17 protein-coding genes are annotated in these 16,255 nt (G+C 69.9%); 8 read left to right on the forward strand and 9 right to left on the reverse strand.

Features of this window, described 5'->3' with window-relative positions:
• The first annotated feature begins 67 nt into the window (after positions 1 to 67).
• From P3102_RS08405 to P3102_RS08420, 4 genes are all read left to right on the forward strand, one after another.
• Positions 68 to 1,258 carry a cytochrome P450 gene (locus tag P3102_RS08405; protein WP_276367918.1) on the forward strand — a complete coding sequence of 397 codons (1,191 nt, stop codon included), beginning with the start codon at positions 68 to 70 and terminating at the stop codon, positions 1,256 to 1,258.
• Positions 1,259 to 1,260: 2 nt separating this feature from the next.
• The gene (locus P3102_RS08410; protein ID WP_276367919.1) at positions 1,261 to 1,476 is read left to right on the forward strand and encodes a ferredoxin; all 216 of its coding nucleotides are present in this window, start codon (positions 1,261 to 1,263) and stop codon (positions 1,474 to 1,476) included.
• Positions 1,477 to 1,529: 53 nt separating this feature from the next.
• A complete protein-coding gene (locus tag P3102_RS08415) occupies positions 1,530 to 2,750 on the forward strand; it encodes a GNAT family N-acetyltransferase (RefSeq protein WP_276367921.1) in 1,221 nt (406 codons plus the stop codon).
• A 91-nt stretch (positions 2,751 to 2,841) separates the two neighbouring features.
• Complete coding sequence (locus tag P3102_RS08420; protein WP_276367922.1) at positions 2,842 to 3,723, forward strand: nuclear transport factor 2 family protein; 882 nt, start codon at positions 2,842 to 2,844, stop codon at positions 3,721 to 3,723.
• On the opposite strand, the gene mtnA is transcribed toward P3102_RS08420, so the two are convergent.
• Positions 3,695 to 4,660: an S-methyl-5-thioribose-1-phosphate isomerase gene (gene mtnA / locus P3102_RS08425; protein ID WP_276367924.1), complete on the reverse strand. Its 966-nt coding sequence runs from the start codon at positions 4,658 to 4,660 to the stop codon at positions 3,695 to 3,697. The genes P3102_RS08420 and mtnA overlap by 29 nt on opposite strands.
• Before the next feature lie 48 nt (positions 4,661 to 4,708).
• Here mtnA and P3102_RS08430 point away from each other — a divergent pair, with 48 nt between their 5' ends.
• On the forward strand, positions 4,709 to 5,116 hold the full coding sequence (locus P3102_RS08430; protein ID WP_276367926.1) for a Rid family hydrolase: 408 nt from the start codon (positions 4,709 to 4,711) through the stop codon (positions 5,114 to 5,116).
• Positions 5,117 to 5,236: 120 nt separating this feature from the next.
• On the opposite strand, the gene P3102_RS08435 is transcribed toward P3102_RS08430, so the two are convergent.
• The 7 genes from P3102_RS08435 to P3102_RS08465 form a co-directional block, all read right to left on the reverse strand.
• Positions 5,237 to 5,587, reverse strand: a complete 351-nt coding sequence (locus P3102_RS08435) for a YfbM family protein (RefSeq protein WP_346660187.1) — start codon at positions 5,585 to 5,587, stop codon at positions 5,237 to 5,239.
• Positions 5,588 to 5,704: 117 nt separating this feature from the next.
• Positions 5,705 to 6,499 (reverse strand): PIG-L family deacetylase, encoded by a 795-nt coding sequence (locus P3102_RS08440; RefSeq protein WP_276367927.1) that lies wholly within the window; start codon positions 6,497 to 6,499, stop codon positions 5,705 to 5,707.
• A gap of 55 nt (positions 6,500 to 6,554) precedes the next feature.
• Positions 6,555 to 7,244 (reverse strand): dienelactone hydrolase family protein, encoded by a 690-nt coding sequence (locus P3102_RS08445; protein WP_276367929.1) that lies wholly within the window; start codon positions 7,242 to 7,244, stop codon positions 6,555 to 6,557.
• Complete coding sequence (locus tag P3102_RS08450) at positions 7,241 to 8,128, reverse strand: arginase family protein (RefSeq protein ID WP_276367930.1); 888 nt, start codon at positions 8,126 to 8,128, stop codon at positions 7,241 to 7,243. The genes P3102_RS08445 and P3102_RS08450 overlap by 4 nt, the downstream gene beginning before the upstream one ends.
• A gap of 97 nt (positions 8,129 to 8,225) precedes the next feature.
• Positions 8,226 to 9,440: a GGDEF domain-containing protein gene (locus P3102_RS08455; protein ID WP_276367932.1), complete on the reverse strand. Its 1,215-nt coding sequence runs from the start codon at positions 9,438 to 9,440 to the stop codon at positions 8,226 to 8,228.
• A 140-nt stretch (positions 9,441 to 9,580) separates the two neighbouring features.
• Positions 9,581 to 10,792 carry an MFS transporter gene (locus P3102_RS08460; protein ID WP_276367933.1) on the reverse strand — a complete coding sequence of 404 codons (1,212 nt, stop codon included), beginning with the start codon at positions 10,790 to 10,792 and terminating at the stop codon, positions 9,581 to 9,583.
• 164 nt (positions 10,793 to 10,956) lie between these two features.
• Positions 10,957 to 12,807, reverse strand: coding sequence for a VanW family protein (locus tag P3102_RS08465; RefSeq protein ID WP_276367935.1), 1,851 nt, complete (start codon positions 12,805 to 12,807; stop codon positions 10,957 to 10,959).
• A gap of 585 nt (positions 12,808 to 13,392) precedes the next feature.
• Between P3102_RS08465 and P3102_RS08470 the strand changes: the two genes are divergently transcribed.
• The 3 genes from P3102_RS08470 to P3102_RS08480 are packed head-to-tail and all read left to right on the forward strand — an operon-like array spanning position 13,393 to position 15,566.
• Entirely contained in the window at positions 13,393 to 14,052 is a 660-nt protein-coding gene (locus P3102_RS08470; RefSeq protein WP_276367936.1) for a GntR family transcriptional regulator, read from the forward strand.
• On the forward strand, positions 14,052 to 14,555 hold the full coding sequence (locus P3102_RS08475) for a metallophosphoesterase (RefSeq protein ID WP_276367938.1): 504 nt from the start codon (positions 14,052 to 14,054) through the stop codon (positions 14,553 to 14,555). The genes P3102_RS08470 and P3102_RS08475 overlap by 1 nt, the downstream gene beginning before the upstream one ends.
• 18 nt (positions 14,556 to 14,573) lie before the next feature.
• On the forward strand, positions 14,574 to 15,566 hold the full coding sequence (locus tag P3102_RS08480) for a PHP domain-containing protein (RefSeq protein WP_276367940.1): 993 nt from the start codon (positions 14,574 to 14,576) through the stop codon (positions 15,564 to 15,566).
• Positions 15,567 to 15,607: 41 nt separating this feature from the next.
• On the opposite strand, the gene P3102_RS08485 is transcribed toward P3102_RS08480, so the two are convergent.
• On the reverse strand, positions 15,608 to 16,249 hold the full coding sequence (locus P3102_RS08485; protein ID WP_276367941.1) for a GPP34 family phosphoprotein: 642 nt from the start codon (positions 16,247 to 16,249) through the stop codon (positions 15,608 to 15,610).
• Positions 16,250 to 16,255 lie beyond the last annotated feature (6 nt).

Here is a 16,255-nt window from a genome sequence, read left to right on the forward strand (position 1 = left end):
ACCGTGGTCCCGGTTAGCGTTGTAAGCAGTTGCTTACATACCGCCGAGCCGGGGGGTTTCCGGACTAATGACCACCACTGGATCTGAAATTCTCGCCTATCCCTTCAACGAAGACGCCGGTCTCGAACTCGACGAGGCGTACGCGGCGGCCCGCGCCACCAAGGGCATGCTCCGCGTCCGGCTCCCGCACGGCGAGCCGGCGTGGCTCGCCACCCGATACGCCGACGCGCGCTTCGTCCTCGGCGACCGGCGGTTCTCCCGCGCCATGGCCACGGAGAAGGACGAGCCGCGGATGGCACCGGGCAGGCGGCCGGGCGGGATCCTGAGCATGGACCCGCCCGATCACACCCGGCTGCGCACGCTGGTCGCGAAGGCGTTCACCATGCGCCGCGTCGAGCTGCTGCGACCGCGGGTCGCCGAGCTGGCGGCAGGGCTGATCGAGGACATGAAGGCCAAGGGACAGCCCGCCGACCTGGTCGAGGACTACGCGCTGCCGATTCCCGTCGCGGTGATCTGCGAACTGCTCGGCGTCCCCGTCGAAGACCGGCCGAAGTTCCGCGTGTGGAGCGACGCCGCGCTGTCGACCAGCCCGCTGACCACCGAAGAGATGATGGCCAACCAGGGCGAGCTGCGGGCGTACATGCACGTGCTCGTCGAGCAGCACCGCGCCCGGCCGCAGGACGACCTGATGACCGCGCTGATCGAAGCGCGCGACGTCCGCGACAGGCTGACCGAGCTGGAACTGGTCGACCTGTGCATCGGCATCCTGGTCGCCGGCCACGAGACCACCGCCAGCCAGATCCCCAACTTCGTCTACGCCCTGCTCGAACAGCCGGGACAACTGGCCCGCCTCCGCGCGGACTTCGACCTGATCCCGGCCGCGGTCGAAGAACTGCTGCGGTTCGTCCCGCTGGGGGCAGGCGCCGGATTCGCCCGCTACGCCACCGAAGACATCCACGTCGGGGACGTGCTGGTGAAGGAGGGTGAGCCGGTGATGGTCGCGATCGGTGCCGCCAACCGGGACGCCCTCCAGTTCACCTCGGCGGAAACCCTCGAATTCGGCCGGGAGAGCAATCCCCACCTCGGGTTCGGGCACGGCGTGCACCACTGTCTCGGTGCCCCGCTGGCCAGGCTGGAACTGCAGGAGGCCTTACGGGCCTTGCTGCGAGATCTCCCCGGACTGCACCTCGACGGCGATATCGTGTGGAAGACACAGATGCTGGTGCGGGGGCCCCGTTCCATGCCGATCGGATGGTGAGCATGAGCTGGAAAGTCGACGTCGATGGCGACACGTGCATCGGCTCGGGAATGTGCGCCGCGTTGAAGCCGGAGGTCTTCGAACTCGAAGGCGCCACGGCGACGGTGGTCAAGGGGGAGGTCGAGCCGGACGAGGCGGTGCTGGACGCGGCCGATTCCTGCCCCGCGATGGCCATCGAGGTGACGGAAAAGGGCGAGGTGATCGGGCCGCGGCCCTGATGACCGCTCGTTGACGCGTGGCGGTCGTCGGCGAAGAGGCGTAGGACGGCAGGGTGAGCGATGACGGCTTGACCCTCCGCACCTTGACCACCGACGACCTGCCCGCGTTCTCCGCGATGCTCGCGCGCGCGTTCCTCACCGACGACACGGAAAGCATGCAGTACCGCGAAGGGCTGGTGTTCGAGCCCGAGCGCTCATACGGCGTCTTCGACGGGGACCAGCTCATCGGAACGGGGGAACTGCTCACCCGCCGGATCACGGTGCCCGGGGCCGGGCAGACCCCGCTCGCCGCGGTGACCTCGGTCGGGGTGGCGCCGGGCCACCGCAGACGTGGCGCGCTCACCCGCGTCATGCGGGCGCAGCTGCACGGCCTGCACGAGGACGGCGGTGAGCCGATCGCCGCGCTGTGGGCGTCGGAATCGGTCATCTACTCCCGCTTCGGATACGGCCTCGCCACACAGTTCTTCCGCGCGAAGATCCGGGCGAAGGCGGCGTTCCGGCCGGGCGTCGAACTCGAAGCCGAGCGGGTGCGGGAAATCGCGCGTGACGAGGCGATCCCGCTGATCAAGGCGATCTACGAAAAGGAAGCGCCGCTGCGGGTCGGCACGCTCGACCGGCCCGAATCGGCGTGGGACTTCAACCTCGACGACCGCGAGGTCCGGCACCAGGGCTCGTCGGGCATGCGGTTCGCCGTGCTGCCGGACGGTTACGCGATCTACCGGGTGAAGGGCGACTGGGACGAGGAAGGTCCGTGCGGGACGCTGAGCCTGCAAGAACTCGTCGCGACCACGCCGCGGGCGTACGCGACCCTGTACCGGTTCCTGCTCGACTACGACCTGGTCAGCACGGTGGAGACCCTTGCCGCCCTCGACGAACCGCTCATCCACCTCCTCGCCGATCCCCGCAAGATCAGCCGGTCCGCCGGTGACTCCCTGTGGGTCCGGCTCGTCGACGTCGATCGCGCGCTGAAGACACGCCGCTACGGCATTCCGGTGAATCTGGTGTTCGGCGTGCACGACGTCTTCTGCCCGTGGAACACCGGGCACTGGCGGCTCGTCACGGACGAAGGCGGGAACGCCGAGGTGACCAGGGTGGAGGACGCGCCGGACCTCGAACTGGACGTGATCGACCTCGGCGCGATCTTCTTCGGCGGCACCCGGCCGAGCACGCTGGCCGCGGCCGGGCGCGTCAAGGAGCGGACCGCCGGCGCGGTTTCGCGGGCCACGGCGGCTTTCGCCGCCGACCGCGAGCCGTCCTGTCTCGAATCCTTCTAGCCCGGCATTACCTCGCGGGTAATCGACTTCGCACGGCTTGCCTTGCCAAGGTGGACAGGTGCGAAAAATCCAGAGATTCCTTGGTGCGGCGGTGGTTCTGATCAGTGCGACGGTGCTGGGAAGCGGAACGGCGGTGGCGGAGACGAACGAGGGTTGCTCGATCCTGGAGCAGCTCGGCGACCGGGTCGAAGGCGAGGTGTCCCCGAGTGCCTGCGCCTTCATCACGAAACAGACCGCGTTCGGGGCGATGCGTTCGGAGACGCCGGAAGCGCGGGACGCCCGTGTCCGCCTGTACGGCAGCATTTTCGCCGTCGACGGCACGTTGGCCGAATCGGGCAGTGCCCCGCCGGTCGCGGGCAGGGCGAACATCGCGAACAGCCTGCGGACTCTGCTGAACGCCTTTCCGACGTTCCGGTTCACTCCGGTGAAGATCGTCGTGAACGGTGACGCCGTCTTCTACGAAGCGGACAACGAGATGACCATTCGTGGCGAGGTCGTGCGGTATCCGGCCGTCTACCGGGTGGTGCTGACGAGCGGCGAGGTCGTCCAGGGGCGCCGGTACCACGATCGGACGGAGTGGTTCCGTCCCATCGAAAAGGACGCGCTTCGGGAACTGTTCACCGGCGTCGCCGACAACTGTCCTCGGCGAGGGCCGGCGTTCACCGGACCGGGGCTGACGGAACCGGTGACGGATCCCCTCTGTCACGCCGCCTACCTCGGCAGGCTTTCGGGCGCGATGACCGACGTCCGGCTGACGGCCGATCAGGCTGCCGCGGGTCCGCATACGTTGTTCCAGGAGTATCGCGGAACCGTGCGGGCGAAAGGGCGGACGATCGAGTACGGGATGATCGTGGGCACCGAACCCGGCCGAGTCCGCTACTACTTCGACACGCTTCCGCTGAGCTACGACGACTCGGAGATCGCCGGGCTGTTCACGAAGCTGGTCACGGGCGCAGCACTCCCCGCTCGGTGACCACCGCGGTGACCAGGTCGAACGGGGTGACGTCGAAGGCCGGGTTGAACACCTCCGCGCCTTCGGGTGCGACCTTCGTGCCACCGAGGCCCAGGACCTCGCCGGGATCGCGTTCCTCGATCGCGATCCCGGCGCCGTCCGGCATCGCGGTGTCCACAGTGGACGACGGGGCGACGACCACGAACGGGACTCCGTGGTGCTTCGCCGCGATCGCCAGGCCGTAGGTGCCGATCTTGTTGGCGACGTCGCCGTTGGCGGCGATCCGGTCGGCGCCGACGAGCACGCAGTCGACCAGGCCGCGGCCCATCGCGGCGGCGGCCGCGCCGTCGGGCTGGATCCGGTACGGGACACCGGCCTCGGCCAGTTCCCAGGCGGTCAGGCGGGCACCCTGCAGCAGCGGGCGGGTCTCGTCGACCAGCACGGATTCGACCAGGCCACGGGCCTGCAGATGCCAGACCACGCCGAGCGCGCTGCCCCAGCCGACCGTGGCGAGACGGCCCGCGTTGCAGTGGCTGAGCAACCGCAACGGCCGCCGCTCGCAGTGGCCGAGCACCACTTCGGTCGCCAGCCGGGAGGCCTCGTGGTTGATCCGCTCGTCCTCGTCGAGGATCGCCAGCGCTTCGGCGAGCACGGCTTCCGGCCCCTCCGGGAGCTTCGCGAGGGCGCGGGAGACACCCCAGCTCAGGTTGACCGCTGTCGGCCGGGCCTGGGCGACACGGCGGGCCTCGGCCTCGACGTCACCTTTCGCGCGGGTCGCGAGCACCACGCCGAGCGCCCCCGCCGCGCCGAGCGCCGGTGCCCCGCGGACCGCGAGCCGCTGGACGGCGCCGACGAGTTCGCCGACCGTGCGCAGTTCGAGCACGCGATACTCGGCGGGCAAAGCGGTCTGGTCGATGATCGTGACCGCGTCACCGGTCCAGTCGATCGTCCTGCGCATGGCTCCCCCGTGTAATCCGGTTGTCCCGTCGCGACCGCCTCGGTCAGGATGCGGCTCGTGACCATTCAACGCCACCATCCGCCCGGTCTGCACCCCACGCCCACCTACCACCACGTGACCATCGTCGAAGGACGACGGGACATCCACCTCGCCGGCCAATGCCCGCTCGCCGAAGACGGCAAGGTCGTCGACGGTGACGTGCTCGCCCAGGTCGACCAGGTCGTCGCGAACACCGCCGCCGCACTCGCCTTCGCCAAGGCGACTCCGGCCGACGTCGTGCGCACGGTGGTCTACGTGGTGACGCCGGACGCCGACGTGCTTTCGGCGGTGTGGGACCGGTTCGTCGAGTCGGAGATCGGGGAGGCCTTCACCACCGCGAGCACGCTGCTCGGCGTCGCGCAGCTCGGCTACCCCGGGCAGCTCGTCGAGCTCGACGTCACCGCCGCCACGGCCTGAGCTCCCGGCCGAGTCCGCGAAGTGCCGTGAAGGCCTCCTTGAGGGACCCAGAGTCCCTCAAGGAGGCCTTCACGGACCGCCGGCCGGCCCTCTTGCACCGGTTCCGTCGCGTACCTCGCGTCAGATGATGATCGTGACGACCGGTTCCCCGGCCTTCGCGGCTCCGGCGAAGAAGGTCACCAGCTCGTCGTAGTGGGCGCGCACGTAGTCCAGCGCGTCCGGCTCGTCCCAGATCGACGGGTAGATCCGCTCGGCGTCGAGCTCCGAGAGTTCGACGCCCTGCGAGAGCTGATCGAACGCCGTCCGTGTCAGCTCCGCCGAGATCGTCCGCACCTCGTCCGCGGTGAACCACCGCGGCGGCCCGTCACTGTCGGCTTCCCCCAGCAATGCCCCGCCCAGCACGAAGTCGACCTCGAACCCGGCACGCCCCGCCAGGAACCACAGCGCGTGCCACGTCTTGTCGATGTCCAGCGCCCGTTCGGTGCCTGCCGCTTTCCGGGTGTACTCTCAGTACCGCTCGGGGTCCTCGGTCAGTTCACGCAATTCCCCAGGCGTGACCCGCAGGTACGCGCCCCACATGCCCATCGGTCAGAGCCCGGCCATGAGGTCGGTCTCCGTGATACCGGGGCCCTGTCCGGCACGGATGAACCACTCGACGCCGAACGCCTGCGCGAAACCCTCGTCGGGCATCGCCAGGAAGAACGAATCCTCACTGATCTGACTGGCGTGCGCGCGCATCGCCGCCCGCTTGTGGGACAGGTACGCGGTGACGTCGACCCTCGCCGTCAGGATCGCTTCCGGCTTGCCGAACTCGACACCGCCGTCGAAGTCGGGCAGGTCCTCGGCCTTCATCTGCCCCGTCCGCACCGCCTCCTCCATGCCGCGGCGCATCTCGTCACCGTTGCTCGTCGCCTCGTAGACCCGCGGCGTGCCCGCCAGCTCGGCCGCGCGCATGCCGACGCGGTGCACCTGGATGTGGTCCGGATGCCCGTAGCCGCCGTTGTCGTCGTAGACGGTCAGGACGTCGGCCTGCTCCTCGCGCAGGATCTCGGCCAGCCGCTGCGCGGCCTCCTCGACGTCGGCCTGCCAGAACGTGCCGGGCACGTCGTTGCGCGGCTCGCCCATCATGCCGGAATCGGTGTACCCCAGGAACTCCACCCGCTTGGCCCCCAGTACCTCGGCGGAAGCGTGCGTCTCCTGCACGCGGCGCTGCCACAACTCCTCTCCGTCGTCGAGGAACCCGTCCGGCACCTCGCCGACCTCCCCCCTGGTCGCGACGACGAGCACGACACGGTGACCTTCCTCGAAGGCCTTGCGCATGACGCCACCCGCGACGATGCACTCGTCGTCGGGGTGGGCGTGAAAACTCACCAATGTGGCCATGGTGGGGAAACTACCGGGAGGCACCGACATATTCCGGCGAATGGCCTGCTGCGTCTCAAGCCGGGAACGCCCGCCCGAGGAACTCCAGCGTCAGCGCCCAAGCCGCCGCGGCGGGCCCGGGCTGATGGAACATCGGCGCCACGTGGTTGTGGAACGCGTGTCCCGCGCCTTCGTGGATGTGGATCTCCGCCCCGTCGTGGGAAGCGACCGCGCCGGCCAGCCGACGCATCCCCTCGACGGGAATGTAGGGATCCGCGCCGCCGAACTGGAACTGGATCGGGCAGGTGATCTCGTCCAGCAACGGAAGTTGTTCGGGTACCCGGGAGCCGTAGTACGAGACCGCGACGTCCGGGTCGCCTTCGGCGGCGGCCGCGTAGGCCATCGAGCCGCCGAGGCAGAACCCGAAGACGCCGGCGCGGCCGTCGGTTTCGGGCAGCGCGCGCAGCGTCGCCAGGGTCGCGAGGACGTCGGTGACCGCGCGTGCCGGGTCGAGTTCGCCGGAGACCGCCATCGACGCCGAGACCCCGGCTTCGTCGTGCGTGGCCGACCAGCCGGGGGCGATCCGCCAGAACAGTTCGGGCACGGCGACGACGTAGCCGAGGGCGGCCAGGTCGGCGGCGACCGATTCGAGGTAGTCGTCGAGGCCGAAGATCTCCTGGATCAGCACCAAGCCCGGGCCGGAGCCGGATTCGGGCAGCCAGAGCGGGGCGTCGAACGAGCCGTCGGCGACGGTCACCTCGGTCATCGGGTTCCTTCCAGTGCGCGTACGAGGCAGTCCGCCACGAGAGCCGCCTGCGTGCCGTCGGGGTCGAGGTCGGGATCGAAGATGGTCAGCTCCAGCCCGGCGGCGCCGGGGATCGCGAGCAGGCCGCCGAGAAGGTCCACGAGCCTGTCCGGGCTGAGCCCACCGGGATCGGGACTGTCCACAGCGGACACGAATTCCGGGTCGAGGGTGTCGATGTCGACGTGGATCCAGAAACCGTCCAACGGCGCGAAGATCTCGCGAGCTGCGGCGAGGGCGCCGTCGGTGCCGGACGCCATGATCTCCTGGCTGGTCACGATGCGGAGCCCGGCTTCCCGCGCCTCTGCGGACTCCTCCGCGCGAACGCCGAGCACGAGGACGTCTTCGTCGCGGACGTACGGGCGCAGACCGTCCACATCGGCCAGTTCCGGCTGACCGCGGCCGGTCACGACGGCGAGCGCTTCACCGCCGACGGAGGAGACGTGAGCGGAGTTGCCGAGGTGCCGGAAGTCGTCGTGCCCGTCGAAGTAGACGATGCCGAAGCGGCCTTCGCGACGCAGGGTCAGCATCGCGGCGAGCGCGATCGAGCAGTCGCCGCCGAGCACGACCGGGAACCCGCCGTCCGCACGGATCTTCGCGAGCCGTCCGGCGAGTGCCTCCGTGTAGGCCGCGATCCCGGCCGCGTTGCGCACGCCGCCATCGCCCGGAGCCCAGGCGGGCAGATACCGCGGCGGAGTGACGACACCGCCCTCTCTTGCGCCCAGCCGGGTGAGCAGACCGTGGTCACGCAGCGCGCCCGGTGCCTTGTGGCACCCCGGGACCACCCCTTCGGCGGGCGGGCGCAGGCCGAGATTGGACGGTGCGTCGAGCAGTACGAAATTCCCCATGCGCCCACCGTAGTAGCGACGCCTCGTGCCCCGCCGTCCGTCCCTGGGGGCGGCGGACGCGGGCTCGTCGTCCCGTTCGCGCACGCGCGGGCGGGGGTCAGCCGGTCACCTGGTAGCCCGAAGTCCGGTTCCGCCCGGTGTTCTTCGCCTCGTAGAGCGCCCGGTCCGCGACGGCGAGCACGGTGTCCAGGTCGGCGACGCCCGGCCGGTCGGCGAGGCCGATCGACACGGTGACGTGCTCGGGCAGGTCGTCGGCGCGGGAGGCCACGCTCGACCGGATTCGTTCCGCGATCGCGTGGGCGTGCACGGCGGACGTGCCGGGCAGCAGGACGACGAACTCCTCCCCGCCGAACCGCCCGACCAGATCCGTGCCGCGCACCTCGGTGCGCAGGGTCTCCGCGATCGCCGCCAGGTACCGGTCGCCGACCAGATGCCCGTGGCGGTCGTTGATCAGTTTGAACCGGTCGACGTCCACCATCAGCAGGCTGGTGTGCCGCCCCGCGCGCCCCGCGCGGTCGAGTTCGTCGGCGGCGGCCTCACGCCACGCCTTGGCGTTGAGCAGCCCGGTCTTGGCGTCGCTGCGTGCCTGCCGTCTCAGCTGCCGCAGCAGCACGCCGCGGTGCAGCACCAGCGTGATCCCGACGACCAGCAGCAGCATCACCGGCCAGTCCCGCAGCGCCCACGCCACGATGATCCCGAGCGCGATCGTCGCCGCTTCGAGCGCGTACTCGAACGGCTTCGCCAGCGCGTCGCGCAGGCGCTCGTGCGGGGTGCCGTAGTACACCGCGACCGTCATGAACACGGTGTTGACCAGCAGGAACACCCCGCCCGCCGCGATCACCGAGCCGAACGAGGAGGTGTCGCGGGGAAGGACGTCGAACGGGGCCGCGTACCGGGAGAGGAAGGCGGCTGACGCGAAGCCCGCGAGCACGGTCGCCGAAGCGGAGAACGTGCGCCGGAACAGCGGGTTCGGCTGTCCGCGGAACCAGCGGTAGAAGAACGACACGGCGATGACCAGCGCGGCGAGTGCCGGGTGCACCAGCAGCACGGCGGCGAAGGTCCAGACACTGTCGAGCGAGATGTGCGGCGTGCCCGCGAACCGTTCCCGCACGCGCTCCACCGGACGGGACAATTCCGTGTACAGCACGGCGCTGGTGATCAGGACCGCGAAGGGGATCGCGTCGCCGTGGGTGACCGGGACGCGGACGAGAAACCAGGCGGATCCGGCGATCGCCGCGACGTCCATCAGGAGGACGAAGCCGATCAAACCGCGGTGGGGTAGCCGCCACAGCGCCCAATTCGTTAGCGCCACGGTGACGAACGTAACCGGCTGGATACCCGGTGTCACTACGCTGTCCGGGTAGGCGTGGGTGCACCACGCGTGACCGGCATCGGGGAAGTGGAGGGGGTGAGCTCCATGCGCGGGCAGAACTGGTGAACACCCGGTTCCGGTCAAAGGGGGTGAAGCGGGGCCACGTGGCGCCAAGCCCGGGTGGCCGGAACAGCCACTACGAGACCGGCGAGTGCGATGACCGAGACCGTCGTCGCGGGTGAACCGAGTACGCCGACGAGCAGGCCGCCGGCGATCAGCCCGATTCCCTGCACGGCGACGAGTCCCGACCCGGCGAGGCCGAAAGCCTGGCCTCGTTCGGTGTCGGGTACCAAGCGCATGAACGTGGTGCTCGCGGTGACCTGGTAGGCCGCGCACATCCCGGACAGCACGAGCAGTCCGGCGGCGTAGGGGAGCGAGGGCCGGAACCAGAACGCCGCGAGCGGCACGATCGCGCCGAGCGCCAGCCGTCCGACCAGGCGCAACCGGACCGCGGGCCGCACCAGGCGGCCCAGCACGAACACCCCGAGCACGATCCCCGCGGGATGCGCCGCGAGCAGCAGTCCCGCCGTCACCGCCCCGCCGCCGATCTCCACGGCGTAGGGCACGGCGAGCCCTTCCGGCACGATCACGAACCCGGCCAGCCACGCGAGACCGACCAGTGCCCGCAACCGGCGGTCGTGCCAGATCGTGCGAGCGCCCGCACGAAGCCGCCGCAGGGTCGACGTCGCGGGGTCTCGCGCACCCGTCGCGGGGCGGGCGCGGACACCGAGGCGCAGGACGATCGCCGAAACACCGAACGTGACCGCGTCGAGAGCGAGCCCCCGGCCGGTCCCGACCGCGGCGATCACCGCGCCGCCGAGGGCGAACCCGGCGAGCTGGCCGATCTGGTTGGTGATCTTCAGCAGTGACTGGCCGAGGACGTACTGATCCCCGCTGAGCACCGACGGCAGGACCGCGGCCTGCGCGGCGGTGAACGGCGCGTTGGCCAGTTGCACCACCACCAGCACGGCGGCGAGGACGGGCAGCGGGATGCCGGGGACCGCGAGCACCGCGACCAGGAGTGCCCGGACGACGTCGGAGCAGACCATCACCGCGCGGCGCGGGAACCGGTCGGCCAGTCCGCCGAGCACCGGCCCGCCGATCAGATCGGGGAGGTAGGTGAGCGCGTAGGTCAGCGCGGGCCACGTCGCCGAACCGGTTCGCTCGAACACCAGCACCGACAGGGCGACCCTGGCCACCTGGTCCCCGAGGATCGACTGGAGCTCCGCGAACCAGATCGCCCGCAGTTCGCCGACCGCGAGAAGCCGCCGGAAGGTCGCCTGGGAACTCACGAGGTGACCACCACCGCTCGGCCGGGTGAGTCACTCAGCGTACCGCCACGGACGCGGGTGGTGAACCGTCAAGCGGCTGAAGGGCGCCTTCCCCGCATGTGCTGTGGGGGAAAGCGCCCTTCAGCGCGTAAGACGAGGGGAAAGTCCCCTTCAGCCCGGAGGGATCACTCCGTGCCGCAGGTGATCTTCGGCTGCGGGTTGTAGTGCACGTTCCGGGTGTGGCGCCGGATCTCGCGGCCGCTCGCGGCGTCCTTGATGACCCGGGTGTCCGACGTGGTGAAGCCGGGCGCGCCGTTGCTGGGCTTGCAGTTCTCGGCGGGGCCGGGCTTCGTCGGCGGCTCGGACGGGTTGGAGCGACCGCCCGGGATCGACTCGACGGTGTACTTCTTGGTGCCCCACAACCGGATCGTGATGTCCGACGGCGTCCAGATGGTCTGGATCGCGACACCGGTGTCACCGTCGTTGGTGAACTTGAGGTCGATCACGCTGCCGCCGCTGTGGTTCTGGAACACGGTCGCCTCGCGCGCGGCGGGGTAGCGGCTGATGTAGTAGCTGTGTTCCTTGTGCTCGGTGTCCTTCATCCCGGCGAAGTACGAGGCGTTGTACAGCGTGGTCGCGAACTGGGAGATCCCGCCGCCGACCTCGCGGCCGGGTGCGCCGTCCTTGATGACACCGGCCTCGACGTAGCCCTGCGCCGCGCCACGCGGCCCGGTGAACCCGTTGAGGCTGAACGTCTCACCCGGTTTCACGATGGCGCCGTTGACCTTCTGCGCCACGACCCGGATGTTCGTCCCCGAATCCGGCGCGAACCCACCGGTCTTGAATTCGCTGACGACCTCTTTGATGCCGAGCTGGTTCGCCTGCTCGGTGGTCACCTTGGCCGGGGTCTTCTTGTAGGTCACCGGCAGCTCGCGGGGCGCCGCGCGCTTGAGCACCTCGAGCACCGGCTTGAGGCTGACCTCCCAATCGACGACGTTGGCGTCCTCGGAGGGCTGGACGGTCGGCTTGCCGCCTTCGAAGACGATCTGCGCGTCCTTGCCCTCCTTCTCGGTGGATTTCAGCTGCGGGCCCGCGGCCTCGATGATCTTGTTGTTGTCCACCTTCGGGTTCAGCACGCCGCCGTCGGCGGCTTCGAAGGTCAGCGCGCCCGCGATGCCCACGGGTTTGACGACCGCGTCCTTGCCTTCGCCCTTGATGACCACCGGCGACGCCACGGCGGGCTTCGCGATCTGCTCGAGAGCGGCGTGAACGGCCTCCGGCGAGACCTTGACCGGCGTCTGGGTGACCGGGAGCGTCAGCGGCTCACCACTCGCCCAGCGGTCCAGGATCGTCTGCTTGGCGGCCTCGACGTCGAGTTTCTGCCCCGCTTTGGGCTCGACGGCGACCGGCTTGGCTTCCTCGAACCGGACGGTGCCCTCGACGGGGTCACGGTCGACGTTGCCCCGCAGGTTCTCCAACGCGGCGGTGAGCTTGGCGTCGTCGGTCTGCGTGACGACACCGACCTCGGTGGTCGAGAAGAACGACGCGATCCGCGTGAACGGGTTCAGCGGCTGATCGCCCGCCTGATCCAGGGTGGCGGGCCAGTCGAGGCGCAGGCCCGCGTCGTTCGGCGCCAGCGACTCCTCGGCGTCACCCACGGTGATCTTCACCGGCCGGGTCAGCCGCGGCTCGATGCCACCCCGGAGCTCCTTCTCGGCCGCCGCGCGGTCCATCCCGCCGACGTCGACCCCGGCGACGGTGACGCCGCGAGGCACGCTGCCCTGGGAGACCAGCACATCGAGGGCGTACGCGACGACCAGCAGGCCGAGCACGCCGCCGCCGACGAGGGCGGCCTTGCGGTAGCTGCGACGGCGTTTCGGTGGCGCGGGCTCCTCCGGCGTGGCAGACTCCGCGAACCCGGGCGTGACGACCGGGAGCACATCCGTCTGCTCGGCATGGGACTCGGGCCAGCGCGGTTCCTGCGGCAACTCTCCACCCTCCACGGTCCGGCGAGGCCGGGCGTCGTGATCGAACATCCGGGCCTTCCACACGTTCCGGACGTGGCTTCAAGATACGGGGCGCGTTTCGGGGCCGTGCAACTCGCCCGGTTGGGTGAGCAGGTCACTCCGTCGGGTGGTCACTGCGCGTCAGTTTCCGGATTTTCGTCTGCTTCCCCGAGAAACCCGAAGTCACAGCCTCGCCGGCTGGCGTGATGTGTTCGGAGCGCAACACGCCGTAACCTCTTTCGTGGCGTCGGAGCGGTGGGTCCACTGTGCCCGGTGGTGTTGCGATTTCGCATCATCGACGCGGCCGGCCGGTGCCGCTCATCCGGGCGTCGAGAACGCGGCCGCCTTGACCGGCAGGTGATCAGGCAGCGGCGGTATCCCGTGCCGAGTGGGCCGATCCGGCACGGCGCCGGCACGGGATCGCGGCGAAATCCTCGTGATCGCGGTTCCCGTCCGTCGTACCGGTTCGGGAGAACGCGCGAGCCACACTCCAGTTCGGACGGTCTTCCGCGGGGACGAAGATGCCAGGCACACGCGCGCCCCGCGGATTTCTTTCGGCCGATTCCGGTGGCTGCGGTACGCACCGAAATCTGAGATCTCAGATACGATCGACTGGTGACGTCGGCCTTCGCTTTGCCTGCCTCACGCACCGAAGTGGTGCTGGAGGAGATCCGCCGCGGCATCCTCAGCCGGGAACTGCAGCCCGGTCAGCCGTTGGTCGAGGCCGAACTCGCGGCCCGGCTCGGCGTGTCGAAGACGCCGGTCCGCGAGGCGCTCAAGGTGCTGGCGAACACGGGACTCGTGCTGTTCAGCCCGTACAAGGGTGCTTCGGTGTGCGTGGTGGACGCGGAGCTGGCGAAGTCCGTTTACGACGTCCGGATGGTGCTGGAGCCCGAAGCGGTGCGGCGGTCGGTGGAACGCCGGGCACCGGACTTGCTCGAAGACGCGGCGAAAGCGGTGAAGGAGGCGTCGGCGGCGATCTCGGCCAAGGATCAGGCCGTGCTCAGCCTGCTCGACCGCCGGTTCCACCGCGCGCTCTACCGTGGCTGCGGCAACCCGGTGATGGTCTCGATGTTGGACGATCTCAGGGACCGTGCCGCGCTGGTCTCCGTGGCCGGCCGGGGGACGAATCCCAGCCGGCGCAAGGAATGGACCGAGCGCAAGGCGGTGCTGGCGGCGGCGAAGAAGGGCGACGCAGAGGGGGCGGCCGGGCTGCTGCGTGCCCATATCGGCGACTTCCTGGATCGGATCCTCGACGCGATCGGAGACGAATGATGCGGCTGCTGCTCATCGCCGACACACACCTGCCCTTGCGCGCGAAGGTGCTGCCGGACCAGGTCTGGCGCGAAGCCGAAGCGGCGGACGTCGTCGTCCACGCCGGCGACTGGGTCGAGGCCGCCCTGCTGGACGAACTCGAAGCCCGAAGCAAGCGGCTCATCGGGGTCTACGGCAACAACGACGGCGCGGATCTGCGGGCACGGCTCCCCGAGGTCGCGCGGGCGGAACTCGACGGCGTCCGGCTCGCGGTCGTCCACGAAACCGGGGGCAAACAGGGGCGCGAGCGTCGCTGCGACGACCAGTTCCCGGACACCGACGTGCTCGTGTTCGGGCACAGCCACATCCCGTGGGACACGGTCACGCCGAACGGGCTGCGCCTGCTGAACCCCGGGTCGCCGACCGACCGGCGGCGGCAGCCGTTCTGCACGTATCAGACCGCCGGGATCCACGGCGGCGAGGTGCGCGACGTCGTTCTGCATGAGCTGCCTCTCCGCCGCTGAGGGGGTAGACAGGTAGCCATGGAACCGGAGCAGGCGTTGAGGGAGATCGCGTTCCGGCTGGAACGCGCGGGCGAGCCGACCTACCGGGTACGGGCCTTCCGGCAGGCGGCCTCGGTGATCGCCAAGGTCGAACCGGACGACCTGCGCGAACGTGCCGAGGCGGGCACGCTGACCGCCTTGCCGAACATCGGCAAGGCGACAGCGGCCGTGGTCGAAGACGTCCTCGCCGGACGACGGCCCGCCTATTTCGAGAAGATCGGCGAGCCGAAGCTGCCCGACGGCGGTCGGATGCGGGCGGCGTTGCGCGGCGACTGCCACACCCATTCGGACTGGTCCGACGGCGGGAGCCCGATCGAGGAGATGGCCGAGGCCGCCCGCGCGCTCGGCCACGAATGGATGGTGCTGACCGACCACTCACCGCGCCTGACCGTCGCCAACGGTCTCTCACCCGAGCGGCTGCGGCGGCAGATGGACGTCGTCGCGGAGCTGAACGAGACCACGGCGCCGTTCCGGATCCTGCACGGCATCGAGGTCGACATCCACCTCGACGGCACGCTCGACCAGGAGGAAGAACTGCTGGAGCGGCTGGACTTCGTCGTCGCGAGCGTGCATTCGAAGCTGCGGATGCCCGCGAGGGAGATGACGCCGCGGATGCTCGCCGCCGTCCAGCATCCGCGGGTGCGGGTGCTGGGGCACTGCACCGGACGGCTGGTGACGGGCGGCCGCGGGAAACGGCCGGAGTCGGAGTTCGACGCGGAGGCGGTGTTCGCCGCGTGCCGGGACAACGGCGTCGCCGTCGAGATCAACTCGCGTCCCGAGCGCCGGGACCCGCCGACGCGGTTGCTGAACCTGGCCGTGGACCTGGGTTGCGACTTCGCGATCGACAGCGACGCGCACGCGCCGGGCCAGCTGGACTGGCTCGTCCACGGCTGCGCGCGGGCCAACGAACTGGGGATCGAGCCGGATCGGGTGATCAACACGCGGACCGCCGAGGACCTGCTGGCGTCGTGACCGCGTCCGGCCGGCGGGCATGGGCGTCAGGCCACCGCCGGTCACCGCCGGTCGCCGGTGTAGACGACGGCGGCGCTCACGGCGTCCACCCCCGAGATCAGCTCGGCGAGCGCCCTGGGGAGATCCCGGTGCGTGACCTCGGCCCAGGTCCGCAGGCCGGCACGGTCGAGTTCCGGTTCGCAGAAGTCGTCGAGACCGATGGTCCAGGCCAGCAGGGCCAGGCAGACCGAATGCGGATCCGGCTGTTCGGTGCCGAGGACGGCCGCCCTCGACTTGCTGCGCGCGGCCGTCGACATCAGCAGATCCCGCGGCGGGTACCGGTGATTCTTCCGCATGAGCATCCGGTCGGTCTCCCGGTCGATCACTCCCGCGGTGAGCAGATTTCCCGCGACCGTTTCCCCGAGATCGTGACGCAGATGGGTGACCCATTCCCGGACGGTGTGCGGCTCGCGTTCGCGGAGGATTTCCGAAAACACCCGATCCAGCGGGGGATGTGCGAGACCGCGCCGGGTCAGCGGCCGGATTCGCTTGCTCTCCACGGTGATCCGCTCGGCGAGAAGGAGGTCGCAGAGCGCGGAACCGGCCATTCCGATACCGAGTCCCGTGCGGCGCAGCGCGGGCTTTCCGGTGAACTCGTCGTGCGCGAGGAAGAACAGGGAATCGACCAAGGTCAGCCGACGCATCAAGGG

Source organism: Amycolatopsis sp. QT-25 (assembly GCF_029369745.1).
Lineage (GTDB): Bacteria > Actinomycetota > Actinomycetes > Mycobacteriales > Pseudonocardiaceae > Amycolatopsis.

Coding starts and splice junctions, on each gene's coding strand:
- P3102_RS08445 (WP_276367929.1), bottom strand. CDS start 7,244: ATGACCGAGGTGACCGTCGCCGACGGCTCGTTCGACGCCCCGCTCTGG.
- P3102_RS08430 (WP_276367926.1), top strand. CDS start 4,709: ATGCGGCTCGTGACCATTCAACGCCACCATCCGCCCGGTCTGCACCCC.
- P3102_RS08465 (WP_276367935.1), bottom strand. CDS start 12,807: ATGTTCGATCACGACGCCCGGCCTCGCCGGACCGTGGAGGGTGGAGAG.
- P3102_RS08480 (WP_276367940.1), top strand. CDS start 14,574: ATGGAACCGGAGCAGGCGTTGAGGGAGATCGCGTTCCGGCTGGAACGC.
- P3102_RS08405 (WP_276367918.1), top strand. CDS start 68: ATGACCACCACTGGATCTGAAATTCTCGCCTATCCCTTCAACGAAGAC.
- P3102_RS08475 (WP_276367938.1), top strand. CDS start 14,052: ATGCGGCTGCTGCTCATCGCCGACACACACCTGCCCTTGCGCGCGAAG.
- mtnA (WP_276367924.1), bottom strand. CDS start 4,660: ATGCGCAGGACGATCGACTGGACCGGTGACGCGGTCACGATCATCGAC.
- P3102_RS08450 (WP_276367930.1), bottom strand. CDS start 8,128: ATGGGGAATTTCGTACTGCTCGACGCACCGTCCAATCTCGGCCTGCGC.
- P3102_RS08440 (WP_276367927.1), bottom strand. CDS start 6,499: ATGGCCACATTGGTGAGTTTTCACGCCCACCCCGACGACGAGTGCATC.
- P3102_RS08410 (WP_276367919.1), top strand. CDS start 1,261: ATGAGCTGGAAAGTCGACGTCGATGGCGACACGTGCATCGGCTCGGGA.
- P3102_RS08485 (WP_276367941.1), bottom strand. CDS start 16,249: ATGCGTCGGCTGACCTTGGTCGATTCCCTGTTCTTCCTCGCGCACGAC.